Consider the following 25,038-nt stretch of genomic DNA (forward strand, 5'->3'; position numbering starts at 1 on the left):
CATAATCTAGGATTGATAAGCCCCATTTTTCACACTGTGAACCCAACCTTGATTATCCAAGTACCACTGCACAGTTTTACGAATGCCACTATCGAAGGTCTCTTGCGGTCTCCACTCGAGTTCACGACTCATCTTACTGGCATCAATCGCATAACGGCGATCATGACCCGGACGATCGTTCACAAACGTGATTTGCTTTCGATAAGATCCAGTCTTGGGAACGAGCTCATCAAGAAGTTCACAGATGGTATGGACCACTTCCAGATTTTTTTTCTCGTTGTGGCCACCGATGTTATAGGTTTCGCCTACCTTGCCTTCGGTGACTACCTTATAAAGCGCACGAGCGTGGTCTTCAACGTAGAGCCAGTCGCGAATTTGGTCACCCTTGCCATAAACAGGCAGTGGCTTGCCTTCCAGGGCATTGAGGATCACCAGCGGGATTAGTTTTTCCGGAAAGTGGTAAGGCCCGTAGTTGTTGGAACAGTTGGTCACCAGGGTGGGCAGACCATAGGTGCGCCGCCAGGCGCGCGCCAGATGATCGCTGGAAGCTTTGGATGCCGAGTAAGGGCTGCTTGGAGCGTAGGAGGTAGCTTCAGTGAAGAGTGGCAAACCAATGTTTAATGTTGAATTTTGAATGTTTAATTGTTCGTTTAATTCATCATTAAGCATTAAGCATTCAACATTGCTATCCGAAGGATGGGGCAAGTCGCCGTAGACTTCGTCAGTGCTGATATGGTGGAAGCGAAACACCTGCTTGCGTTCATCATCCAGTTCTTGCCAGTAGTCTCGGGCCACTTCTAGCAGAGTGTAGGTGCCTACAATATTGGTTTCTATAAAGGCGGCGGGGCCGTCTATAGATCTGTCTACATGGCTTTCTGCCGCCAGATGCATAACGGCATCGGGCTGGTGGATGTTGAATACCCTTTCCAGCTCGGCTCGATTGCAGATATCCACTTGCTCGAAAACGTATCGAGCAGAGTCGCTCACTTCCGCCAGGCTTTCCAGATTGCCGGCGTAGGTGAGCTTGTCCACATTCACCACTGCATCCGAGGTGTGGTTGATGATATGGCGAATCACGGCCGAGCCGATAAAACCGGCGCCGCCGGTAACCAGAATTTTCATTAGCAACGCCCCACCGAATAGTAAGTAAACCCTTTTTTGCTCAAGCGCTTGGGTTCAAACAGGTTGCGGCCGTCGAAAATCAGTGGCAGGTTCAATTGCTGTTTAATCAGAGTGAAGTCCGGGGCTTTAAAGTTCTGCCACTCGGTCACTATCACCAGTGCATCTGCATGGTTTAGGGCTGACTCCTTGGTACCGCACAGGGTGAGTTGACCCTTACGACATTGTTCGCCGTAAATGCGCTGGGCTTCTTCCATGGCCTCCGGATCAAAGGCCTGTACCCTGGCGCCCTCCTGCCACAGGGCTTCCATCAGCACCCGGCTGGGGGCTTCGCGCATGTCGTCGGTATTGGGCTTGAAGCTTAAGCCCCACAGGGCGAAGGTTTTGCCGGCAAGCTCGCCGTTGAAGTGTTTGCTGATTTTTTGGAACAGGGTGGTTTTCTGCTCGTTATTGCGCGCTTCTACCGCTTTGAGCACTTTGGCATCGAAGTCGATATTGTCGGCGGTACGGATCAGAGCCTGTACGTCTTTCGGGAAGCAGGAGCCGCCGTAACCAACGCCGGGATAAATAAAATGGTAGCCGATGCGCGGATCTGAGCCTATGCCCTGACGCACCATTTCGATATCCGCACCCAGTTGTTCGGCCAGGTTGGCCATTTCGTTCATAAAGCTGATCTTGGTGGCCAGCATGCAGTTGGCAGCATATTTGGTCAGCTCGGCACTGCGCACATCCATGACAATGACTTTTTCGTGGTTGCGGTTAAAGGGCGTATACAACTCGCGCATCAGCTCTTCTGCCTGTTCGCTGCTGGTGCCGATGATAATGCGGTCCGGGCGCATGCAGTCGGCCACCGCCGAGCCTTCTTTTAAAAACTCGGGATTGGAAACCACATCGAAGCTGAACTCTTCGCGGCCCGACTTCGCCAGTACCTCGGTGATTTTGGCACTAACCTTGTCACCTGTGCCTACCGGCACCGTGGATTTATCCACCACCACCTTATGGCCTTGCATATGGGTGGCGATGGTTTCGGCCACCTTTAGCACATATTGCAAATCGGCGGAGCCGTCTTCATCCGGCGGGGTGCCCACGGCAATAAACTGGATATCGCCATGTTGCACGCCCAGCTCGGCGTTGGTGGTGAAGTTAAGGCGACCGGCCGCATGGTTTTGCTTGACCAGGTTGCCCAGCCCCGGTTCATAAATGGGGATGATGCCTTGTTTAAGGTTATCGACCTTGGCTTGGTCTATATCTACACAGATAACATCGTGACCGACCTCTGCCAGCACGGCGCCCTGTACCAGGCCTACGTAGCCGGTGCCAAATACGGTTACTTTCATGATTTATCCATTTATTGGGAATGGTGATTAGGGAATGGTAAATCCCCAATTGCCTGGTTTATCGACCCAGGATCGGGCCTCCTACTGAATTATTCCGATCCGACCGCTATTTTTACAGCCGTTTCTGTGTAGTTTGCAAACTGCTGCAGGTATTGGCCGAAGGCCTGACCCAGCTCGGGGTGACGCAAAGCATATTCCACATTGGCCTGCATATAGCCCAGTTTGCTGCCGCAGTCGTGGCTTTTGCCGACTATGCGGTAGGCTTCTACCTGTTCTTGTTCCATCAGCGTCGCTATGGCATCGGTAAGCTGAATTTCGTCTCCTGCGCCGGGGGCGATTTTGGCCAGCAATGGCCAGATGGCGGCGCTTAATACATAGCGGCCGACCACCGCCAGGTTGGAGGGGGCATCTTCTGTTTTGGGTTTTTCCACTATACCGGTGATCAGCTTGCTTTCACCGCTGGCAAGCATATGGCCCATGCAGTCGGCAATGCCATATTGGCTAACCTGATCCTGCGCGACCGGCTCTACCATTATCTGGCTGCGGTGGGTGTCGTTGAAGCGGGACAGCATTTGGGCCAGGTTGTCTTTGCTTAAATCGGAGGCAGTATCGTCTATCAGCACATCCGGCAACAGCACCACACAGGGATTGTCACCTACCAGCGGCCAGGCACACTGCACCGCGTGGCCCAGGCCTTTGGCCACACCCTGGCGCACATGCATAATGGTCACGTCGCTTGGGCAGATGGCACGGACTTCGTCCAGCAGCTGGCGTTTTACCCGTTTCTCCAGCGTTGCCTCCAGCTCGAAGCTGGTGTCGAAGTGGTTCTCTATGGAATTTTTACTGGAATGGGTCACCAGGATGATTTCTTTAATCCCTGCCGCTACCGCTTCGCTCACCACATATTGGATCAAGGGTTTATCTACTATGGGCAGCATTTCTTTGGGGATGGCTTTGGTGGCGGGCAGCATGCGGGTGCCCAGGCCAGCCACTGGGATGATGGCTTTCATCATTATTTTTATTCCGTGTTTTTTATTGGGAAAGCCTCAATATTGTCGGGCCTTGTGGGAGCGGTACCTCGCCGCGATATTGTCGGGCCAAGGCCCGATCTACGGAAGCTGCATGTAAGGTTGTGCAAAGGTTTTCAGATTTTGCAATATTTGCAGAATTTGCTCACTCAGACTGAAGACCTTGTTGAGCAGGCTGGCTTGTATGTCGGCACTTTACGGGTAGTCGTGGGCAAACTGGTTGCGCATTTCCCTTAGTTCCAGCCATTGCTCCGCGCTGCTCAGGGCGCCGATTTTTTCGAGGCGGTTCAGCTTGTCGATAAAGGTCGCCAAGGCGCCCTGCTCCTTGGTCAGCTCCAGTATGCCGGGTAGTAATTTGGCGCCCATGGCAGCTTGGAAAAGCGCACGATGAACTGATCTACCACGGCCATATCGATGGCGGTAAGCTGGTTTAGCTTTTCCGGGGTAAACGGCCGCGGTACCGACAGGGTGTTCATGGCCCAGCTGAGTCGTTCTGCATGCAGATCGCATATTTCCAGCGTACCTTTGAATACAACATTGTTCATAGCCGTATCCCCGTGGCTTTTGCTATTTCATAAATGTCGAGCCGAGGCCCCTGCCTGCGGTTGATCAGCAGGTCTATTTTTTGGTCGCCCAGAGTCAAGTGCAGCTCGGCCATGGCTTTGAACCTGGCGTTGACGATGTCATCGGCTGCCTGCTTCTCGGGCTCTATATACAGATCAATATCCCCGCACCTGGGTTGATCGTCTCTCCGTGAGCCCAACAGCCAGATGTCGGTTTACCGGCCAAAGTGCTTTTTCAGGATAGTGATGATGTGCTGCTGTCGGCCGGGAACCTTGCTCGTCGGAACAAAAATCCGAACTAGACGCTATAAGAAGAAATAAGGCATTAAAGTGATTGTATTCAAATGAGTAACTAATATTGTTTTGCCGTATTTTGTAGCAGGGCAAGCTGGAAGAGTGGAATTCAGGCACGCTACCGCCCTTAGGGTTTATTGGTGCGTCCCCCTGACCCTGGTGCTTGATTGTTTGGAAACGCTCAGGATAAGTTGGAGCATCCTGCTGCTGATTCCTTTTTGTTTTATAGGGCCTTCGGCCAATCGGCTCGGGGTAGAGCCTCCTACAGATGCCTGGGCATGTTTATGTGGCCTTACGGCCAATCGGCCCGGGGTCGGCCCTTCTATAGGCTATTCCCCTGCTGCCATCAAATCTGTACGCTGCAGGCGGCTTAGCAATTGTTCTGTTTGCCGCTTGCTCTGTGTTGTATGCGTCAGGGCATGGTGGATGGCGTTGGTTACCGTTTGTTGTTCTTGCGCATTTAAGGTGTGCCAGCTCACCAGACCCAGGTAGGCGGTTTGCTGGTAGGCTATTGGCCGCCAGGGGCCCAGGTTAAAGCCCTTTTCTAGCGCCTGCTTGAATTCGTCATCCAGCTCGCCCTGGCGGAGTTTGGCGGTAGCCAGCTGATTCCAGCTGAAGGGCCAGTTGGGGCGGGCTTGCAATGAGGTTCGATAGGCGGTAACCGCCTGTTCACGGCTGGCCTTGGCCAGGGGGCTGCCGATGGGCTCGCTGAGCTGTTGCCAGTCATACACCCGGCCCAGGCGATCCAGGTAGTCGCCGTTCGCCACCGGATAGATGGCAACGGCACCTTGGGCCGCCTGCTCGGCAACCATCCAGGCCAAAGGCTCCGGCTGCCGGCCTTTTTGTGCCCAGTCGTCAAGGAACAGATCGGTCTGATATTGCCAGACTCCGGCCAGCAGCATTTGCCCACCAATCACGCTTAAGGCAAGTGCGCTCAGCAACAGGGCAAACAGGGGCAGCTTGTGTTTCATGCCTGCTCCCTGAACAGCGATTCACTGATGGCCCAGGGGTTTACACTGGCCAGTTGCATGGCGGCCACCTCCCCTATTATCGCTGCGGCGGCGAGCCTGCCCTGTTTCAACATGGGCGGCCGGTATTGCAGGTTGTGGGCGTCGGAGGCCAGCGCGGTCACAATGCCTTCTTTCAGCAATTGCTCCGCCAGTCGCCGGCTGGGTTGGCCGAAATAACCGGTTACCGAGCCGGCGGTCACCTGAAACAGGCATCCCTGGTTAATGAAGGGGGTCAGCTTGCGCTGGCTCTCCTGCACGCCCCGGTTGCGTTCCGGGTGGGCGATCATAGGCCAAATCCCCTGCTTAAACAGCCACTGGGTGAGCTTGTCGGCGCCGAAGGGGATGTCATTGTGGGGGAACTCCAGCAGCAGCACCGGTTTGCCCTGCCATTGGCCCAGAAATGGGATCTCATTGGCCAGCACCTGCTGCATCACTTCCAGGCCAAAACGCACTTCGGCGGCCATGGCGATGTTCAGGGGGATGTCTTGCTCTGTTAATGCCGCCTTAAGCAGATGAAAGGCGGCACTAATAGAGGCACGGTCGTTGTCGAACTTGCCCGGCTGCATATGCGGGGTGCACACGCAGTGGCTGATGCCATCAGCCACCGCCGCCCGCGCCAGCGCCAGCGCATCGGTCAGATCGGCGGCGCCGTCGTCTATGCCCGGCAGCAGATGGTTATGGATGTCAACAAGCCGTGCGCCCATCTTTTATGCCTCGGCCGTGGTTTTGCTGTAGCCGTAGTAATCGTAATAACCACCATAGCTGTAGCCGTATTTGGCGGCTTTTTTCACGTCCAGCTGGTTGAGCACCACGCCCTTGACCGGCGCGCCCAGTTGCAGCAGCTTGCCGATGCCGGCCTTGACATGGGGAATGGCGGTCGACTCGCTCTTCACCACATAAATCACCGCGTTGGCATGCTGGGCCAGCACCAGGGCATCGCTCACCGCCTGGGTCGGCGCCGAGTCGATGATAATGCGGTCATACTGCTCGCTCAGCTGGGCCAGCAGCTTGGTAAAGCGCTCGGATGACAGCAGCTCAAGCGGATTGGGCGGCACCATGCCGGCGGTCATCACATCGATGCCGTCGGCCTGCTGAATGCAGTCCTTAAGCTGGGCGGTGCCGGCAATCAGGTTGGCCAGGCCGGGGGTGCCCACCGCAAACTCATAGTTCTTGGCCACGGTCGGGCGGCGCATGTCCGCATCGATCAACAACACTTTGTCCATCTGCCCCAGGGCCATGGCCAGGTTGCTGGATACCGAGCTCTTACCCTCGCCGGGCACCGACGAGGTGATCACCGTCACCTTGTAGGGATTGTCCATGCCCGACAGCACCAGGCCGGTGCGGATGGTGCGTACCGACTCGGCAAACGCCTTGTCCTTGCCATGGCTGAACTGCCGCGCCACGTTGCCGGCCTTGCCTTTCAGCAGCGGGATAATGCCCAGCACCGGCAGGTTCAGCTTGCTTTCGATATCGGCGGTGCCTTTAAAGGTGTTGTTGAGCATATCCAGCAGCAGCGCCAGGCCCATGCCCAGCATCAGCGCCAGCATGGTCGCCAGGGCGACGATCAGGCTTTTCTTGGGCTTAACGGGAGATTCCGGCACCACGGCACGGTCGACTACCCGGGCGTTGACGGTTTCCAGATCCTGGGTGGCCGTGGTTTCTTTCAGCCGGGTCATAAAGGTGTCGTACAGGGAGCGGTTGGTTTCCACTTCGCGCTGCAGTTCACGCAGTCGGAACTCGTTGCGGCTGATGTTTTGGATCTGCTCTTTGTTTTGCTCAAATGAGCTCTGCAGACCCTGCTCGTTGGCCATCGCCAGCCGGTAGTTGTTTTCGATGGCGCCCACCACCTGCTCCACCTGGGCCTTGAGGCTTTCCCGGGCGGAGTTCAGGTCGGTCTGGGCGGCGATCATCGCCGGGTGTTTGGGGCCATAGCGGCGGCTCAGCTCCTGCACCTTGGCACTGGCGGTGGCTTCTGCCGCCTTGAACTGCGCCACCACAGGGTCGGCGATCACCGCCGGCACGCTGGACAAGCGACGATAGTCGGAGCCGCTGATCGCTGATACCTGCCGATACATGCTCTCGGCCGCGTTGCGCTCGCGCTTGGCGTCGGTCAGCCGTTCCCCCGTGTTGCTCAGCTCGCTGGCGCTGACGGTGGTAATGCCCCCCAGATTCAACAGGTTTTCCTGCTCCAGAAACGCCTGTAGGCGGCGTTCGGACTCATCCAGGCTGTTTTTCAGGCCGCCCAGACGCTCGTTCATCCAGCTGGTGGCGGTTTGGGTCATGTCCAGCTTGGCTTCCAGCTGGCTTTCGATATAGCCGTCGGCCAGGGCATTGGCGGCCAGGGCGGCGGTGGCGGCATCGGCCATTTCCACGCTCACTTCCACCAGCTGGGTCTTGCCCTGGGGAGACACGCTAATGCGTTCGCGAAAGGCGCGCACCACCGCATCAAAAATCTGTGCTTCGCTCAGGGGAGCCGGTGCTTCCAAATCGACCGGCAAGGTGGGCAACACGCCTTTTATCAGGCCGCGCCAGTCAACCAGGGGCGCCGGCTGTTGGCGAGGGTCGAATTCCGGGTGGGTCTCCAGGTTCAACTGGCGCACCACCCGCTCGGCCATGGCCCGGGACTTGAGCAGTTCAAACTGGGTTTGCAGATATTCGCTGCCGGCGCCGTCTATGCCGTAAACCTGTTCGATAGACACCACGTTGGCCGACTTGTTTTCTATCAACAGGGTGGCGCTGGCCCGGTAGATGGGCGTGATATTGAACACCACCAACACGCTGAGCATGGCCACCACCAGGGTCAGGCTGATAATGCTCCATTTGCGGCGATAAATGCTCAGCCAAAGCTGACGCAGATCGATTTCGTCGTCCGCGCTCTGGTCCTGTTGGTTAAATCCGGGGAATTTGCTCATGTCCATGCTTAGAAGAAGCTCTGCTCAATGGTGATGATGTCGCCAGGCATGACGGGGGTGTCTAAAAAGGCTTTTTGCGGCGTGCGGCTCAGATCATTGTCGTGGATAATGAAATAGGCGCTGCGCGAGGCCCGTTCACTAAAGCCACCGGCCAGGGCCACGGCTTTGCGCAGGGTCATACCGGGCTGAAACGGATAACCGCCGGGGGTACGCACTTCGCCGTTTACATAAAATTCCCGGTATTCAAGGATACTGACCGACACCTTGGGATCGATCAAATAGTCGCCGCGCAGTCCGCCGGCGATCAGGTTTTCCACCTCTTTAGCGGTTTTGCCTTTGGCGTTGACCGAGCCAAGAAACGGATAAGAGAAAGTGCCGGCGTCGTTAAGCCGGATCTGGTCAAAACTCAGGCCTTCTTCACCAAATACACTCACCCGGATCAGGTCGCCCGATCCCAGGGCATATTTCGAGTCGTTGCTTTGTGCCTGCACAGCGCCTGCTGTGAGGGCCCACACCAACAAGATGCAAAGTGTGTGTATCACTTTCATCGTTTACTGCTTCCTGTTTATTGGCTGAAAAACAAATAGCTAATGCCCGCCGGGCCGAGGCCTGGCGGGCCGGTTAACCACGCTTACAGGCTAACGTTGGCGTTAAAGAACACCTGGTTGCGATCAAAGGCGCTGTTAGCGTCGGTGGAGCTGTTGTCTTTAAAGCTGTAGCCAACGCCCAGATCCAGCCAGCGGCGCATCTTGTAGTTCACGCCCAGGTTGTAGCTGTCCAGCTCATCGTTACGGCCGTTGTTGCTGCCGCCTTCGTAGTCCTTGTCGGTAAAGCTGTAACCCAGGTTGGAGGTGACGCGGTCAGTCCAGTCGTGTTCCCAGCTGATGCCGTAGCTGGTGGTGTCCACGAAGTTTTCGGTGGAGCTGCCTTCTTCGGCGCGGCTGCGGGTATTGAGCAACACGCGGGAATAGGTCAGTGGCGACCAGGTCATGCCCACTTCCCAGGTGCTGTTGTCCGGATCGTTCTTGGACGGATCTTTAAAGTCTTTCTCTTCAAAACCCACCTTAACGGTACCCGTGGTCTTGGCGGTCGCATCCCAGGTCGCACCCACCAGGTAGCGGTAGCCTTCACTGTCCAGGGTGTTGGTGTCGTAGTCGTAATCATTGTACTGGACTTCGGCCAGCAGCCGGGTCTTGGGCGCCACCCGATAATAGCCGGTGGTGACCAGGCTCAGGGTGTCCCTGTCTTTTTCACGGGTCAGTGAGCCGCTGTCGCGGTTATTATCGTATTTGCGCCACTCCTGGTTGGCGCCCAGTTCCAGCTGCATCTTGGCCGTTTGGGCGCCAAAGCCATAGAGACCGCCGACGTTGGTGCTGTGGTATTTGTTGCCCACTTCATCATTGTCGCGGTTGGTGCTGTCGCGGGTGTCCTGCTGCTTGTTGTAGCCGGCATTAAGATCCAGGCGGTGACGGGCGCTGAATTCCATATGGCTGTCGGCACGCAGGAAATGATCGGTGTGATCGTCTTCCTGGCTGGAGTGATAGGTAGAGTTATTCAGGCGGTAATTAAGCTGATAGATGTTCAGCCGATCACGGGCCGCCAGGGTCAGGCTGGGCTCGACACTGGTCACCCAGGATGAGCGCTTGTCGTCACCCTCGGGGGCTTCCCAGATGTTGTCATCATAGGTTTCACTGATTTTAAGGGTGGGCACCAGGCCAACACCGCCAAGATCTATGGGTTGCGGCTCTATGGCGCTTGCCTGGCCCGCAAAGATAATGCCGGTTGCCACCGCCGACAGAGTAAACAGTGCCTTTTGTTTGCTCATAAATCAGGATTCCTTCACCTGTATCTATTCCACTAAAAAATGTGCAATCCCTTTATGGTTACAGCTTGCAAGGGGTATTGGACGCGTTTTTATTAATTTATATTTTTCTAAATAACCGTCATTTTTGGGGTTAATTCCGACTCGCTAGCGCCACCGCCCTCCCCCTGGCGAGCGCCTGAATATGAAATAGCCAATCGGCCGGTGCCACCCTGGTCAGAAAATATCCACCTCAATTCTCTTAAACATTCTCTTTTGCATTTTTCCCGCTCGGCAAAAGAGTGCTTTTTGAACAACCCGCCCCGGTTTTGCGCCACCCAATTTGTTCAAAAAACACTCAAGCCACCCACCACCGCCAATTCAGGGACAAAACGCAGCAAAATGTTCGTCCGACAGCCTAGCGCGGGAAAATGACATTTCAATGGCAAACCGGATCCGTCACTAAACACAAAAAAATTTTAAATTCAATCAGTTATATATTTTTTTATTTTTTACCACGCCATTCCGGCCGGCATTCTACACCAATAGGAGCCGATGAATAAAGGGCCGGGAATAAATTGGTTACCTGGTCAGCCCTGCAAAGGCGTTAGCCCACCAGCAAAAAGCAACATCTTTGTAACATCGCCATCCGCTACCCAGTTGTTAGCCGCCTCCTGTAGTTTGGGCTCGCCGACGTTTTTACATTAATCCGGCCTTAATCCCGCATTTTTTACCCCCTGCTTTCATTTTACTTTTATGAAATTTGCATAAAGCAGATTGCTCACTGTTATGGGGAGATATACAATCGGAACTGTTTTTTGTCGCTCAGCACACCACCCCCATATTGTCTGTCTTGTGCTACAGAATATTTTTGGAGCATGGTTATTTTAACCACATTGTGGTTGCACTCCCGCTTGGGCATGAGCCAGGAAGGTGTGCGTCACAGATTAAAACGAGGACGTTGATCAATGCGTAAAACGCTTACTGCTCTCTCTCTCGCTGCGGCGTTAGCCGCCAGCCCCGCCTTTGCCGACCAGGAAGCGCTGAATGCGCTGCAAGGTGCCGGTGTGGAACTGACCCCCGAGCTGACCGCCGAAGTACTGGCGGCCAAAGGCGAAGCCGCCATTGCGGCCGCGGTCGCTAATGTGGTTTCTGCCATTGCCGCAACCATGCCGGCTGCCCAGGCTGCCGCCGTCGTTCAGGCTGCCGTGGCTGCCGTTGTTGCCACCAACCCTGCGGCTGCGGTTAGCATCACTACCGCCGCCGCAACCGCAGTGACCAGCCAGCCTGCCCTGGCTGCGGCCGTTGCCCAGGGTGCCGCTCAGTCTGCCCCGGCTGCCGCCGCCAGCATCAGCGCCGCTGCCACTAAGGCGGCTCCCGCCGCCGCCGCCGCCGTGCAAAGCGCCGTAGCGAAAGGGGTGGCTGCTGCCGCCGGCAATAACAGCGGCACAACCGCTGGCGGTGCCTCCACCGGTACCACTAATACCGGCTCCACTCCCACCGCCAATGGCGGCGGCGGTGGCGGCGGCTCTTCTGCCAGCCGCAGCTGAACCCGAGAACCGGATTCGTCAGGGATTGATGACGAGGACTTGGGATGGTCCCGAACAAAGCGCGCCTGACGGCGCGCTTTTGTTTACTATGTCCATCCCTATGGGGATTGGACCATATCGTACCGGGGTCGACGCTCCCACTGGATTCACATTGATTAACGGATAAGGTATGGAAAAACGCTCTCTGGTTGACTCTGCTGTTTATTTTGGCCTGCTGGCGCTGCTGATCTGGCTGCCATTGCCGCTGGGCAGTAACCGAGACTGGTCCATGGGCCTGCTGGTGCTGCTGGTCGGTGTACTGGCGGCACTATGGGCCACGGGTCGGCTGAGGCAGGATAAACCCTTCAGCCGGGCCTTGCGTTCCGCCTGGCCCATGCTGGCCTTGTTACTGTTGGCCCAGGGCTGGGTCGCGTGCCAATTGCTGCTGGACATCAGCCTGGACACCGGCGCCAGTTTTCAGTATCTCATGCTGGGTTTAGCGTATTCGCTGCTATTTATGATGGTGCTAAGCGTATTCCATACCCGCCGCCGTTTGACCGTGCTCCTGGCAGTATTGGTCATTAGCGGCACCCTGCAGGCATTTATCGGCACTTTTATGGCGCTTTCCGGTATGGAATGGGGCTTTTTAACCTCATCGCATGTCGCCACCGGTACCTTTGTCAACCGCAACCATCTGGCCGGTTATCTGGAATTAACCATGGCCTGCGGCATTGGCCTGTTAATGGCGCTGCGCGACGGCGGCTCATTCGGCTGGAAGGCGATGCTGGAATTATTAATGGGCCCCAAGGCCCGCCTGCGCATCGGCCTGGTGATTATGGTTATCGGCTTGGTCATGAGCCGTTCGCGCATGGGTAATACCGCTTTCTTTGTCAGCCTGTTGGTTATCGGTGGGATATTTATTCTACTCAATAAAGAAAACAGAGTCAGAAACACTATTTTGCTGACCAGCTTTGTGCTGATCGATATCCTGGTCATCAGCCAGTACTTTGGCCTGGATCAGTTAAAAGACCGGCTTATCAATACCCGCTTTGAAGATCAGGTCGTTAATGAAGTGGTGGTGGCCCGTAAAAATGAAGTCCGCACCGACGTTTATTTAGATGCCATCCCCTTGCTGGAGCAACATTGGCTGACCGGTACCGGTGCCGGCAGCTTTGAAGCCGTGTTCCCGCAGTATGCCGGGCCGGGTCTGGTAAGCCATTTTGATCACGCCCATAATGATTTTATTCAGTTCGCCATTGAATACGGTGTTATCGGTACCCTGCCCCTCGCAGCCTTTATGCTGCTGGCATTCTGGCACGCGCTGCGCGCCTTGTGGCATAGGGAGTCCTGGTATCGCAGCGGGGTGGGATTTGCCGCCAGCATGGGTTTGCTGGCACTGATGATCCATTCGTTTACCGACTTTAACCTGCAAATTCCGGCCAATGCCGCCACCCTTGTGGTGTTGTGCGCCATCGCCGTACTGGCCAACAAGCATGAGAAAGGCAGAACTCGAGCGAAGGTTGAAGGCTAAGGTTGTTGCAGGAGGCCCACCCGGGCCGATAAACCGGGCAACTGAAGATCAGGGACTAGTGATTAGGGAATAGGGATTGGGTTCACCAACCTCAGGCACAGGCATGTGCAGCAGGCCCGCCCATGGGTCGATCGGCCGGAGCATATTCCCGCGGTGGGGTCGCCGCTCCCACTGGCGGATTCCGGTCTACACTGAAAGCCTGTTTTCAGCTAACCCTCTGTCCATGACTCCAGCTCCTGCCTTGCTGCCTTCTTCCCTGCCCGAGTTGGAGCAACTGGCCGACCTTGCCTCCCGGGCGGGGGCCCATGCCGAGTTGCACACCCTGGCATGGGTTGAATCCAAGGCTGACAGCTTTCCGGTGCAGGTATTGCGCCTGGGCTCCCGGGCGACCGACGCACCGGCCCTGGGCCTGTTCGGCGGTGTCCATGGTGTGGAGCGGATCGGCACCCAGGTGGTGTTGGCCTACCTACACTCCCTGGTAGAAAGCCTGCGTTGGTCCAGCCTGGCTCATGAGCTGCTGGAGCGGGTAAGCCTGGTGTTTATGCCCATCGTCAATCCGGTGGGCCTGGTACGGGCCACCCGCGCCAATGGTAACGGGGTGGATTTGATGCGCAACAGCCCGGTGGAGGCTTGCGGCCCGGTAACCTGGCCCTTGGGGGGACAGCGGTTAACCCGTCATTTGCCCTGGTATCGCGGCCAGGCCATGGAGCCGGAGGCCAGAGCCTTGTGTGCAGCCGTCGAACGCTATTTAATGGGTCGCCCCTTCAGCCTGGCGCTGGATTGCCACTCAGGGTACGGTCGCCAGGACAGGATCTGGTTCCCCTTTGCGGGCAACCGTGAGCCGCCCCCCAACCTTGCGGCGATAACCGCCCTGCGCGCGCTGTTTTTAACCAGTTATCCCAACCACAACTATTACGCCATCGAGCCCCAATGGCTGCACTATATGACCCATGGCGACCTGTGGGACCATCTGACCCTGCAAGCCCGCCACAGGCCCGGGGTGTTCATCCCTTTTACCCTGGAGATGGGCTCCTGGTTGTGGGTCCGTAAAAATCCGCTGCAGCTGCTGCACTTCACCGGGCTGTTCAATCCGGTCAAGCCGCACCGGCATCAGCGGGTATTGCGCCGCCACCTGATCTTAATCGACTTTTTAATGCGGGCGACCGAGGGATACCGGCTATGGCTGCCACCACGGCAGCAGGCCGAGCAGCTGCGGCAAGAGGCGATGGCGTTGTGGTTTAATAAATAGTAGGGGCCCGGCCCCGGGCCGCTGGACAGTGTCACACAACATGTTGTGGGGCGCCGCGTCAATAAAGGTATCAACATGGGCACTAGCTGGATTCTATTACGGGGCTTGATGCGCGAGCAGCGTCACTGGGAAGGGTTTCCCGAGCGCTTTCAACGACACTTTCCCAACGAACGGGTGCTCCTGGCGGACTTACCCGGTTTTGGCAGTGAATATCATCGACAGAGTCCGAGCCGCATTCAGGACATGACCGACTGGTTAAGGCAGCGCTGGCAAGCAGAGCGGGCGAAAGGTCCGCTACGGCTGCTGGCCCTGTCGCTTGGCGGTATGGTCGCGGTGGACTGGGCCAGCCGCTATCCTGCCGAACTGAGCGCCGTGGTGTTGATGAACAGCAGCCTGGCCGGGGTCAGCCCCTTTTACCACCGGCTCCGGCCGCAGGTATACTGGCGGTTGCTGAAATGGTGCTTGTGGCAGCGGGATCCCTTGCTGCAGGAAGCCGCCATCCTGCAACTGACCAGCCGCTTTTTTGCCGATGATGTCGCCATCCTGGCCCGCTGGGCGGCCTATGCCCGGGAGCTGCCTTCCCGGCGCCGGAATACCTTGTGTCAGTTGCTCGCCGCCCTGCGCTATCGCCCTGTCCCCACCCGGCCTGAGATCCCCATGCTGGTGCTCAATGGCTTGGGGGACGAACTGGTCAACCCCAGGTGCAGCCAGGCCATTGCCGATCACTGGCAACTGCCCCTGCGCCGCCATCCCCGGGCCGGCCATGACCTGCCCCTGGACGCCACGGTTTGGGTATGCGAACAGGTGCGAGCCTGGATTGAGCAAGGGAGCCAAGATTCGGATGATTAACTAAAGGCAACTAACGATGGCAACACTCTCCGAAATCTTAATCTGCCCAACGGCCAAGGCGCCACTGCAGCCGGTGTCGTCGGTCGCTGCCGTGGCCGGCCGGGGCCTGCGCGGTGATCGTTATTTTCTGCAGGCCGGCAGCTTCAACCGCCGGGAATGCTTCAGCCATGGCCGGCAGGTGAGTCTGATCAGCCTTGACGCCATTGCCCTATGCAACCAACGCCTCGGGCTGGCGCTGCCGGCGGCCGCCTTCCGCCGTAACCTGGTGATTGCCGGGCTGGATGTCACCCGGCTGTTGGGCCAGGTTTTCTTGATAGGTGAGGTCTGGTTCAAAGGGCTGCGCCATTGCCACCCCTGCCGCCTGCTCGGCCGCCTGACCGGTGCCGATATGATGGCCGGCCTGAAGGGGCTGGGGGGGATTCGGGCCGAGATCCTCGGCTCCGGCCGATTGTATGTGGGGGACAGGGTGTCTGTGCAGTAACGGGGGACGCTGGGCGGGACGGCTATTGATTGCCAAATTTGCTCCAGCTCCCAGAATGGCGCTTTATCCCTCCGCTTTCTTGACGGACGCGACCGGCTGGCTAATAACTTACCTTAGGCCGGGAGTAAAGCTAACATCCTTGGTCCGCATGGAAGTCGCCTGGTAATTGGGGTTTTAAAGGGGATAAGGCTATGATTTTAAACCATATTTGGGGCCTGTACGCGCATCCGAAAGAAGAGTGGCATACCATAGACCACCATCACGAAAGCTTAAACTACAGTCTTGTTCATTTGTTATTTATTGCACTGATACCTTCCGTATGCGTCTTTGTATCGGCCACCATGATTGGCTGGGACTTCGGGACCAGCAATACCATCATGATGACCACACAAAGCGCGTTGATCATGTCGGTGGGCATGTATTTCACACTGATCGCCGGCGTATTCGCGTTGGCTTACCTCACCTACTGGATGGCAAAAACCTTTGGCGCAAAACCAAGCTTTACCCAAAGTATGGAACTGGCGGCCTATACTGCAACGCCGCTGTTTATGACCGGCCTGGCCGTGCTTTACCCCAGCCCGGTGTTCTTGATGCTGGTCGGGCTGGCCGGTGTCGCCTATTCGGTTTACCTGCTCTACTCGGGTGTGCCGATTATCATGCATATTCCCGAAGAGCGGGGCTTTATCTATGCCAGCTCTGTCGTCACCTGCGGTCTGGTACTGCTGGTGTGCATCATGGTGGGCTCGGTCATTGTCTGGAGTTGGGGCCTAGGTCCTATATACACCCAATAATCATGGGTCATTAAGTAAAACATAAAGCAAAGGCGCCTCTCGGGGCGCCTTTTTTATGCGGGAAAAGCCAGATACCGGGTCAGGACTGCCCTTCGTTATACATTTCCAGGTGACTGTTATCTATGTTGTCACGCTGTTTGGCACTGTCGCTACGCTGGGCGTTGAGGGCGTCCAGATATTCCTGGTCGACGTCCTTGGTCACATAGTCGCCGGTAAACACCGAAGTTTCAAAGCGGCGCAGGTCCGCGTTATCGGCACGTACTGCGTCTTCCAGATCTTGCAGATCCTGGTAGATCAGGCCGTCGGCGCCGATCAGCTTGCAGATCTCATCCACTTCCCGGCCATAGGCGATCAGCTCGTTGACCGACGGCATGTCGATGCCATAGACGTTGGGGAAGCGAATTTCCGGGGCGGCAGAGGCAAAGTAAACCTTTTTGGCACCCGCATCCCGGGCCATCTGGATAATCTGCTCCGAGGTGGTGCCACGCACGATGGAATCATCCACCAGCAGCACGTTCTTGCCATTGAACTCGGAAGGGATGGCGTTCAGCTTGCGACGCACCGACTGCTTGCGCTGGTTCTGGCCGGGCATGATAAAGGTACGACCGATATAGCGGTTCTTCACAAAGCCCTGGCGATAAGGAATATTCAGATTCTGGGATATCTCCAGGGCGATATCGCAGGATGTCTCGGGGATGGGGATCACCACATCGATGTCCAGATCCTCCCACTCCCGGGCGATTTTGGCACCCAGCTTCTGACCCATGCGAACCCGGGCTCCGTACACGGACACCTTGTCGATAAAGGAATCCGGACGGGCAAAGTAGACGTACTCAAAGATACAGGAGTGATGCTGGGGATGCTCGGCACACTGCTGGGTGAAGAGTTCGCCCTGCTCGGTCATATACACCGCCTCACCCGGCGCTATGTCGCGGATCAGGCTGAAACCGACCGCGTCCAGGGCCACGCTTTCGGAGGCCACCATGTATTCCTTCTTGCCGTCCTCGGCGACGCGCTCGCCCAGCACCAGGGGACGGATGCCGTTGGGATCGCGGAACGCCAGCATGCCGTGGCCGATGATAACGGCAACCGCACCGTAGGCACCACGCACCTGCTGATGCACCCGGCTGACGGCGGCGAACACATGGGCTGGCTCCAGGTGCAGGTTTTGGGTTTGCTGATCCAGTTCATGGGCCAGCACGTTGAGCAGCACTTCGGAGTCCGAGGTGGTGTTGATATGGCGACGGGCCACCCGGAATTGTTCTTCCTTCAACTCCTTGGCATTGGTCAGGTTGCCGTTGTGGGCCAGGGCTATACCAAAGGGTGAGTTGACATAGAAAGGCTGGGCCTGGGCGACGCTGCTGCTGCCGGCGGTGGGGTAACGCACATGGCCGATGCCCACATTACCGATCAGGCGCTCCATATGGCGCTCTTCGAACACGTCCCGCACCAGGCCGTTGGCCTTGCGCTGGCGGAAGGTATCGCCCGAAATGGTCACTATGCCTGCCGCATCTTGACCTCTGTGTTGCAATACGGTCAGGGCATCGTAGAGCGCCTGATTTACCGGGGTCGTGCCTTGAATTCCGACAATCCCACACATGTCCTAATTTCCTCAACTCGCTATGGCTTGGGTAAAAAGCTGGATGAATTTTGCATCAGGCTGAAAAACCACTGAATAACGACGGCGAATTCCGGTATCAAACGGGATTCACGCCACCACGGACTCTGGGGGAAAGCCGTGAGGATGTCGATAAGCAGTAACATGGCGGCGACGATAAAGACGCCGCGAACGGCGCCGAAACAGACGCCGAGTATCCTGTCGGTACCCGACAAACCGGTTTTGCTGACCAGCTGACTCACTATGTAGTTAACCAGGGCACCCAGGATAAGGGTTAGTACAAATAGAATGGCAATGGCCGCACCGTTGCGGAACAGGGGGTCCGAGATGTTGCTCACATGCACCGCCAGATCGGCGTAGAAACGGCTGGCGACAAAAAAGGCGGCAACCCAGGTAGCCAGCGACATGGCTTCTTTGACAAAGCCCCGCACCAGGCTGATCAGTGCGGAAAGTCCGATGATACCGAGTATTGCGTAGTCTATCCAAACCATCATTTATTGCCTGGCACCTCTCAATTGCCGCGCATTCTACCAAATTAGACCGCTAAAAGGCGAAGAAAAAGCGGAGAAATTTCATTCAAGATTGTGGGCGGCTCGACCCCGGGCCGAGTCCGTAGGTCGTGCCCTTGGGCCGACAAGAGTTCGTACAGGGAATGGGGCCGGGTTGGCTGTAGGCCCTGATGCCATTGCTTCGCCGGGCCAAGGCCCGACCTACCCGGCTGCAATGTAGCAGGCTCGCCCCCGGGCCGATGGGCCGCAAAGCCATGTAAACATATCGCGGCGGGGTCGCCGCCCCAGCCGGATCTTAACCGATATACTTCAAGCCACCCATGTAAGGCTGCAATGCCTCAGGAATGGCGATGCGGCCATCGGCCTGCTGGTAGTTTTCCAGCACGGCGACCAGGGTACGGCCGACGGCCAGGCCGGAGCCGTTGAGGGTATGCAGCAACTGCGGCTTGCCTTCGGCATCGCGCACCCGGGCCTGCATACGACGGGCCTGGAAATCACCGCAATTGGAGACCGAGGAGATCTCCCGGTAGGTATTCTGCGCCGGCAGCCAAACTTCCAGGTCATAGGTTTTGGTGGCGGAGAAGCCCATGTCGCCGGTGCACAGCGCCACGACCCGATACGGCAGGCACAGGCTCTGCAGTACTTTTTCTGCGTGCCCCACCATTTCTTCCAGGGCAGCCCAGGATTGATCCGGATGAACCAGTTGCACCATTTCGACCTTGTCGAACTGGTGCATGCGGATCAGGCCACGGGTGTCCCGGCCATAGGAGCCTGCCTCGGAGCGGAAACAGGGGGTATGGGCGGTCAATTTCAGCGGCAGTTCGCCAGCGTCGAAGATTTCGTCCCGGCCGATATTGGTCAGCGGTACTTCCGAAGTCGGGATCAGCGAGAAGCGCCGCACCCGGCCTTCGTCATCCCCCTCGCCCTCGATGGCGGTGTGGAACAGATCGGCGGCAAACTTGGGCAACTGGCCGGTGCCGTACAGGCTGTCGGCATTGACCAGATAAGGGACATAGCATTCGGTGTAGCCATGCTGGCTGGTATGCAAATCCAGCATAAACTGGGCCAGAGCCCGGTGCAGCCGGGCTATCTGGCCCTGCATCAGCACAAAACGGGAACCGGAGATCTTGACCGCCCCCTTGAAGTCCAGACCGGCCAGGGCTTCGCCCAGGGCGACGTGATCCTTGGGATCAAAGTCCAATTGGGTCGGCTCGCCCCAGCTGCGCACCAGCAGGTTGTCGTTTTCGTCTTTCCCCTGAGGCACCGATTCGTGGGGCAGGTTGGGAATGGCATCGGAGAAGGCCTTGATCTCCTCCAGCAAGGCATCCAGTTCGACCTTGCAGGTATCCAGCTCATCATTGATCTGCGACACCGCGGCTTTAAGGGGGACGATATCTTCACCGCTGCGGGCCGCCTGGCCGATGGCCTTGGAGCGGGCGTTACGCTCGGCCTGCAGCTCCTGGGTGCGGGCCTGCAGGGTTTTGCGTTTATCTTCCAATGCGTTGAACTGCTCTATATTCAGAATAAAACCACGGCGCGCCAAGCGTGCCGCCGTCTCGGCGATATCGCTACGCAGATATTTGGGATCCAGCATGAGTTACCTATTTATTCTAATGAAGCGCGGGTGGCGCTGGGTCGGGGCTCAAAATACACGGGGTCGAGTTTATCAGGGCCGGGGACGGGGATAAAGGGGCCACGCTGGGGCCGCAGCCTGTGGGAGCGGCGACCCCGCCACTATGTTATGCAGCACAGTTCAATCGGCCCTGAGGCAGCCTCCCATCCCCGGTGCTTGGCTACTTCGCCTGCTCGTCCAGCTGGCGCAGGTATTCCAGCTTGGCTTTGATCTTTTGCTCGAAGCCCCGTTCGTTGGGCTGATAGTAGCTGCGCTCGGCCAACGGCTCGGGCAGGTAGCATTCGCCGGCGGCGTAGGCGCCGGGCTCATTATGGGCATAGCGGTATTCGGCGCCATGACCCAGCTCTTTCAGCAGCTTGGTCGGCGCATTACGCAGATGGATGGGCACCTCAAAGTCGGGCTGTTCCCTGGCGTCCCGTAGTGCCGCTTTCCAGGCGGTATAGAGGGCGTTGCTCTTGGGCGCACAGGCCAAATAAACGATGGCCTGGGCGATGGCCCGCTCCCCTTCCGCCGGTCCGACCCGGGTAAAGCAATCCCAGGCGGCCAGCGCCACCTCCATGGCCTTGGGGTCGGCCAGCCCCACGTCTTCGGAGGCAATGGCCAGCAGCCGGCGGGCGATATAGAGGGGATCACAGCCGGCGGTAATCATACGGGCATACCAGTACAGGCCGGCGTCGGGGTTGGAGCCGCGGATCGACTTATGGATGGCCGAGATCAGATCGTAATACAGATCCCCCTGGTTATCGAAGCGGGCCTGGCGCTCCCCCGTCACCTCCGCCAGCAGGGCCTTGTCGATATGGCGCAAGCCGTCTTGCTCTGTCGCCATATCGACCAACAACTCCAGGTAATTCAATGCCTTGCGGCCATCTCCATCGACCAAACGGGCCAGGGCGTGCTGTACCCCGGGGGCCAGGCACAAGGGCTGTTCGGCCAGCCCCCGGGGATCGGTCAGCGCCTGGCCTATCATGGCTTCGATATCACTCACCTCCAGCCGTTTGAGCAGATAGACCCGGGCCCGGGACAAGAGCGCGTTATTCAACTCGAATGAGGGGTTTTCGGTGGTGGCGCCGACGAAGGTGACGGTGCCGTCTTCGATATGGGGCAAGAAGCCGTCTTGTTGGGATTTATTAAAGCGGTGGACTTCGTCCACAAACAAGATGGTGCGCCGACCGGCCTGTTTATGCTCCCGGGCCCGCTCGATGGCGGCCCGGATTTCCTTGACCCCGGAAGTGACGGCGGACACCCGCTCCACCTGGGCGTCGCAATAGATGGCGATCAGCTCCGCCAGGGTGGTTTTGCCGGTGCCGGGCGGCCCCCACAGGATCATGGAGTGGCAGTGACCCGCTTCCAGCGCCCGGCGCAGGGGTTTACCCGGTCCCAGAATATGCTGCTGTCCCAGATATTGCTCCAGCCGCTGGGGCCGCATCCGGGCCGCCAGCGGACGGAAATCTTCTTCAAAATCCAGGTTTAAGGTGCTCATTTCACCAATCCCAACTCCCCCATCACCGCTGCCTATGATCAGCGTTGATCGTCGATCATCACCCCGGAAGGCGGGTTAAACTGGAAGCGGCCGGCCTGGAATGTCGGCGACGTGTCCACCTCGCTCAGGCTGAACTCACTGCGCTGGCCGCCGGACTCGATCACCACGAAACGCTCGATGCGGTTCTGGCGGTCAAAGGTTAGGCTGAACTCCTTGATAAGTTCGGCCGCGTTCCGACTTTTGACCACATAGGCATCGCCCTGCCTGCTGACATCGTATTGCTGCCAACGATGACCGTCGCTACCGGCGATCAGCAGGAAGGGGGTATTCAGCACCGCCTCAGCCAGCGGCACTATGGTGACCTGTTCGACAAAGGGATCGTACATCCACACATCGGTGCCGTTGGACACGATCAGGCTCTCATCCGGTACCTGGGTATGCCAGCGGAAGCGATCCGGTCGGGACAGCTCCATGGTGCCGCCGGCACTCTGCATCGGCTCGCCCCGCTCGTCGAAGACCTGCTGGCTAAAGCTGGCAGAAAAACGCTCGAAGGTGGCTAGTTTTTTCTGTAAATCTGCCCGGGCATCGGCCAGGGCGGCACCACTGACGGACAACAGCAGCAGGCCTAAGGTTGCCAGTTTTTTCATCTTTACTCCCGGGCTGGCGGAGGCGCCAGCACTTCACGTTGACCATTACCGCCCGCTGCACTCACTATGCCCTGATATTCCATCTGTTCGATAATACGGGCGGCCCTGTTGTAGCCTATTTTGAACTTACGTTGCACGCTGGAGGTAGAGCCACGGCGACTCTCTACGACAAAAGCCACCGCCTCGTCGAACAGGGGATCCAGCTCATCATCACCGCCCTCGGGGATTTCTCCGGGCAGCAGACCATCACTGCCTACATCGCCATTGAGGATCTCCTCTATGTAGTTGGGCTCCCCTCTGGCCTTCCAGTCGGCCACCACCTTGTGTACTTCATGATCGTCGACAAAGGCGCCGTGCACCCGGGTCGGGTTGCTGTCCCCGGCTGGCAGGTAAAGCATGTCGCCCATCCCCAGCAGGGACTCGGCCCCTTGCTGATCCAGTATGGTGCGCGAGTCTATCTTGCTCGATACCTGGAACGACATCCGGGTGGGGATGTTAGCCTTGATCAGGCCGGTGATCACATCCACCGAGGGACGCTGGGTCGCCAGGATCAAATGGATACCGGCTGCCCGTGCCTTCTGGGCGATACGAGCAATCAGCTCCTCCACCTTCTTGCCGACGATCATCATCATGTCGGCGAATTCATCGATCACCACCACGATATGGGGCAGTTTTTCCAGCGCCGGCGGATAGGTATCCATCGACTGGGTCGGTTGCCACAGAGGATCCCTCAGCGGCTCGCCGGCGTCGATGGCATCCTGCACCTTGCTATTGAAGCCCTTGAGATTACGCACCCCCATGGCCGACATCAGCTTGTAGCGCCGCTCCATCTCGCCCACGCACCAGCGCAGGGCATTGGCCGCTTCCTTCATATCGGTGACCACTTCGGTCAGCAGGTGGGGGATGCCCTCATAGACCGACAGCTCCAGCATCTTGGGGTCGATCATGATAAAACGCACATCTTCCGGGCTAGCTTTGTAGAGCATGGACAGGATCATCACGTTGACGCCCACCGACTTGCCCGAGCCTGTGGTCCCGGCCACCAACACATGGGGCATACGCGCCAGGTTGGCCACCACCGGCTCGCCGGCGATATCCTGCCCCAAAACCAGGGTCAGGGGATGCTCGCTGCGCCGGAAAGCCTCGCTGTCTAGCACTTCCCGGAGGAACACGGTTTCCCGCCGGCTATTGGGCAGCTCCAGGCCCACATAAGGCTTGCCGGGGATCACTTCCACCACCCGCACGCTGATCGCCGACAGGGAGCGAGCCAGATCCCGGGCCAGGTTGGTTATCTTGCTGACCTTGACGCCAGGCGCCAGATCCAGCTCGAAACGGGTGATCACCGGACCCGGATAGACACCCACCACGCTGGCCTGCACGTTATAGTCGGCCAGCTTGGCCTCCACCAGGCGGGCGATGCGTTCCAGCTCGGCCTCGCTGACCGGCTGGTGCTGCCGCTGGGGTAAATCCAGCAGTTCAACTGAAGGCAAAGGTGGCAGATCTTGCCGCCTGGGCGCAGGCGTCGGCACTGTGGCCGACCTGACGGGAGGCGGTGCCTGCTCCTCATCAGCGCCAGGCTGCAGCCAGGGCAGATCCAACAGCTCATCTTCAGATTCATCCTGGTCAAAGTCCGTCTCCCAGTCCGGGGCCTTGGTCTGAATCTGAGCCTGTGGCTCAGGCCGGGCCCGGCCTGGCGTCGAAACCCGCTCGTCGGCCAAGTCGAATTCTGACAGTTCATGGCTGAAGACCGGCTCTTTACGCGCCGGCGGCACCTTTTTCTGCAGTTGCGACTTAGCCACAGGTACCGGGGCCGACTCGGCCAACAGCGGGTCTTCATCATCGTATTGCCATGACCCCTTGGTCAACGGCTTCTTGTCGCTTTTCAGCCGCTCCTTAAGTCTTTCCCAGGTTGAAAGGCCGGACTCATCAACCGGCGCCAATCCGGCTGCCGGCACCAGCTGACCGGCTGGCTCTTCATCGACGCCCCGGCCATAGCGCCGCTGCTCTTGCCAGGCGGCAATATGCGCCGGGGCGTTGCCGAGCCAGGCCAGGGCCAACAGCACCGAACTTCCCAGCCGCTCGACAATCAGCAACCAGGACCAGCCGGTAAAAAAGGTGACCCCGGTGGCAAAACTACAGAGCAGCAGCAAGGTCGTGCCCAGCCAGCCAAACACCGGGTTCATGGCGCCGGCCAGCATGTCGCCGATCAGGCCACCGGCGGAAAAGTAGTAGATATTACTAACATTCATGCTGGCCAGCGCCAACAGGCTGAAGGCCAGCAACAGGAAACCGACGATGCGCAGGCTGAGGGTGAGATAGCAAATCTCACCCAGACTTTTTGGGCGCCACAGCAGGGACCACCCCAGCAGGACCAGGGCCGGCGGCAACACATAGGCGGAAAAACCAAAGACAAACAACAGGATATCGGCCAGCCAGGCACCGGCTGGCCCGGCTGCATTGCTGATGTCGCCGCCCCAGGCGGTCTGTGACCAGCCGGGATCGGAAGGATGATAGGACATCAGGGCCAGCATCATGTAGATGGCCAGCAAGATGATGATAATTAATCCGGCCTCAAACAGACGCTGTAAACCAGACATGGGAGTAAACAGCTTTTTCTCAGCCAAACGCCTGCTCCTCGCTATTATTGTTATTACATT

22 protein-coding genes are annotated in these 25,038 nt (G+C 57.8%); 6 read left to right on the forward strand and 16 right to left on the reverse strand.

The window, feature by feature from the left end; translation table 11 throughout:
* Nucleotides 1-6: 6 nt before the first annotated feature.
* The 10 genes from ABD806_RS07270 to ABD806_RS07315 form a co-directional block, all read right to left on the reverse strand.
* Nucleotides 7-1,122: a dTDP-glucose 4,6-dehydratase gene (locus ABD806_RS07270; RefSeq protein WP_344956274.1), complete on the reverse strand. Its 1,116-nt coding sequence runs from the start codon at nt 1,120-1,122 to the stop codon at nt 7-9.
* Nucleotides 1,122-2,456, reverse strand: coding sequence for a UDP-glucose dehydrogenase family protein (locus tag ABD806_RS07275; protein ID WP_344956276.1), 1,335 nt, complete (start codon nt 2,454-2,456; stop codon nt 1,122-1,124). The genes ABD806_RS07270 and ABD806_RS07275 overlap by 1 nt, the downstream gene beginning before the upstream one ends.
* Before the next feature lie 89 nt (nt 2,457-2,545).
* The gene (gene galU, locus ABD806_RS07280) at nt 2,546-3,469 is read right to left on the reverse strand and encodes a UTP--glucose-1-phosphate uridylyltransferase GalU (protein WP_344956278.1); all 924 of its coding nucleotides are present in this window, start codon (nt 3,467-3,469) and stop codon (nt 2,546-2,548) included.
* Between the two features lie 210 nt (nt 3,470-3,679).
* Nucleotides 3,680-3,850 carry a hypothetical protein gene (locus ABD806_RS07285; RefSeq protein WP_344956280.1) on the reverse strand — a complete coding sequence of 57 codons (171 nt, stop codon included), beginning with the start codon at nt 3,848-3,850 and terminating at the stop codon, nt 3,680-3,682.
* The gene (locus tag ABD806_RS07290) at nt 3,814-4,029 is read right to left on the reverse strand and encodes a hypothetical protein (RefSeq protein WP_344956282.1); all 216 of its coding nucleotides are present in this window, start codon (nt 4,027-4,029) and stop codon (nt 3,814-3,816) included. The genes ABD806_RS07285 and ABD806_RS07290 overlap by 37 nt, the downstream gene beginning before the upstream one ends.
* A 641-nt stretch (nt 4,030-4,670) precedes the next feature.
* Nucleotides 4,671-5,312 (reverse strand): hypothetical protein, encoded by a 642-nt coding sequence (locus tag ABD806_RS07295; protein ID WP_344956284.1) that lies wholly within the window; start codon nt 5,310-5,312, stop codon nt 4,671-4,673.
* Nucleotides 5,309-6,055, reverse strand: a complete 747-nt coding sequence (locus ABD806_RS07300; protein WP_344956286.1) for a tyrosine-protein phosphatase — start codon at nt 6,053-6,055, stop codon at nt 5,309-5,311. Before ABD806_RS07300 ends, ABD806_RS07295 begins: the two co-directional genes overlap by 4 nt.
* A gap of 3 nt (nt 6,056-6,058) precedes the next feature.
* Nucleotides 6,059-8,263 (reverse strand): GumC family protein, encoded by a 2,205-nt coding sequence (locus tag ABD806_RS07305; RefSeq protein WP_344956288.1) that lies wholly within the window; start codon nt 8,261-8,263, stop codon nt 6,059-6,061.
* Between the two features lie 8 nt (nt 8,264-8,271).
* The gene (locus ABD806_RS07310) at nt 8,272-8,754 is read right to left on the reverse strand and encodes a polysaccharide biosynthesis/export family protein (RefSeq protein ID WP_344956290.1); all 483 of its coding nucleotides are present in this window, start codon (nt 8,752-8,754) and stop codon (nt 8,272-8,274) included.
* 140 nt (nt 8,755-8,894) lie between these two features.
* Nucleotides 8,895-10,088, reverse strand: a complete 1,194-nt coding sequence (locus ABD806_RS07315) for an outer membrane beta-barrel protein (RefSeq protein ID WP_344956292.1) — start codon at nt 10,086-10,088, stop codon at nt 8,895-8,897.
* Nucleotides 10,089-11,032: 944 nt separating this feature from the next.
* On the opposite strand from ABD806_RS07315, the gene ABD806_RS07320 reads away from it, so the two are divergent.
* The 6 genes from ABD806_RS07320 (at nt 11,033) to ABD806_RS07345 (ending at nt 16,494) form a co-directional block, all read left to right on the forward strand.
* Nucleotides 11,033-11,614, forward strand: a complete 582-nt coding sequence (locus ABD806_RS07320; protein WP_344956294.1) for a hypothetical protein — start codon at nt 11,033-11,035, stop codon at nt 11,612-11,614.
* Between the two features lie 169 nt (nt 11,615-11,783).
* Nucleotides 11,784-13,124: an O-antigen ligase family protein gene (locus ABD806_RS07325; protein WP_344956296.1), complete on the forward strand. Its 1,341-nt coding sequence runs from the start codon at nt 11,784-11,786 to the stop codon at nt 13,122-13,124.
* Nucleotides 13,125-13,347: 223 nt separating this feature from the next.
* Nucleotides 13,348-14,373, forward strand: coding sequence for a DUF2817 domain-containing protein (locus tag ABD806_RS07330; RefSeq protein WP_344956298.1), 1,026 nt, complete (start codon nt 13,348-13,350; stop codon nt 14,371-14,373).
* A 75-nt stretch (nt 14,374-14,448) separates the two neighbouring features.
* Complete coding sequence (locus ABD806_RS07335) at nt 14,449-15,222, forward strand: alpha/beta fold hydrolase (RefSeq protein WP_344956300.1); 774 nt, start codon at nt 14,449-14,451, stop codon at nt 15,220-15,222.
* Between the two features lie 16 nt (nt 15,223-15,238).
* Nucleotides 15,239-15,703: an MOSC domain-containing protein gene (locus tag ABD806_RS07340; RefSeq protein ID WP_344956302.1), complete on the forward strand. Its 465-nt coding sequence runs from the start codon at nt 15,239-15,241 to the stop codon at nt 15,701-15,703.
* A gap of 191 nt (nt 15,704-15,894) precedes the next feature.
* Nucleotides 15,895-16,494 carry a Yip1 family protein gene (locus ABD806_RS07345; protein WP_344956304.1) on the forward strand — a complete coding sequence of 200 codons (600 nt, stop codon included), beginning with the start codon at nt 15,895-15,897 and terminating at the stop codon, nt 16,492-16,494.
* 79 nt (nt 16,495-16,573) lie between these two features.
* On the opposite strand, the gene purF is transcribed toward ABD806_RS07345, so the two are convergent.
* The 6 genes from purF to ABD806_RS07375 form a co-directional block, all read right to left on the reverse strand.
* On the reverse strand, nt 16,574-18,094 hold the full coding sequence (gene purF, locus ABD806_RS07350) for an amidophosphoribosyltransferase (RefSeq protein WP_344956306.1): 1,521 nt from the start codon (nt 18,092-18,094) through the stop codon (nt 16,574-16,576).
* Between the two features lie 20 nt (nt 18,095-18,114).
* Nucleotides 18,115-18,603: a CvpA family protein gene (locus ABD806_RS07355; protein ID WP_344956476.1), complete on the reverse strand. Its 489-nt coding sequence runs from the start codon at nt 18,601-18,603 to the stop codon at nt 18,115-18,117.
* Between the two features lie 313 nt (nt 18,604-18,916).
* A complete protein-coding gene (gene serS, locus ABD806_RS07360; protein WP_344956308.1) occupies nt 18,917-20,215 on the reverse strand; it encodes a serine--tRNA ligase in 1,299 nt (432 codons plus the stop codon).
* A 199-nt stretch (nt 20,216-20,414) separates the two neighbouring features.
* Nucleotides 20,415-21,734 carry a replication-associated recombination protein A gene (locus ABD806_RS07365; RefSeq protein ID WP_344956310.1) on the reverse strand — a complete coding sequence of 440 codons (1,320 nt, stop codon included), beginning with the start codon at nt 21,732-21,734 and terminating at the stop codon, nt 20,415-20,417.
* A gap of 38 nt (nt 21,735-21,772) precedes the next feature.
* Nucleotides 21,773-22,381, reverse strand: a complete 609-nt coding sequence (gene lolA, locus ABD806_RS07370) for an outer membrane lipoprotein periplasmic chaperone LolA (RefSeq protein WP_344956312.1) — start codon at nt 22,379-22,381, stop codon at nt 21,773-21,775.
* Between the two features lie 2 nt (nt 22,382-22,383).
* Nucleotides 22,384-25,005, reverse strand: a complete 2,622-nt coding sequence (locus ABD806_RS07375; RefSeq protein ID WP_344956315.1) for a DNA translocase FtsK — start codon at nt 25,003-25,005, stop codon at nt 22,384-22,386.
* Nucleotides 25,006-25,038 lie beyond the last annotated feature (33 nt).

This window comes from Zobellella aerophila (assembly GCF_039539325.1).
In the GTDB taxonomy this organism is placed as follows: Bacteria; Pseudomonadota; Gammaproteobacteria; order Enterobacterales; family Aeromonadaceae; genus Oceanimonas; species Oceanimonas aerophila.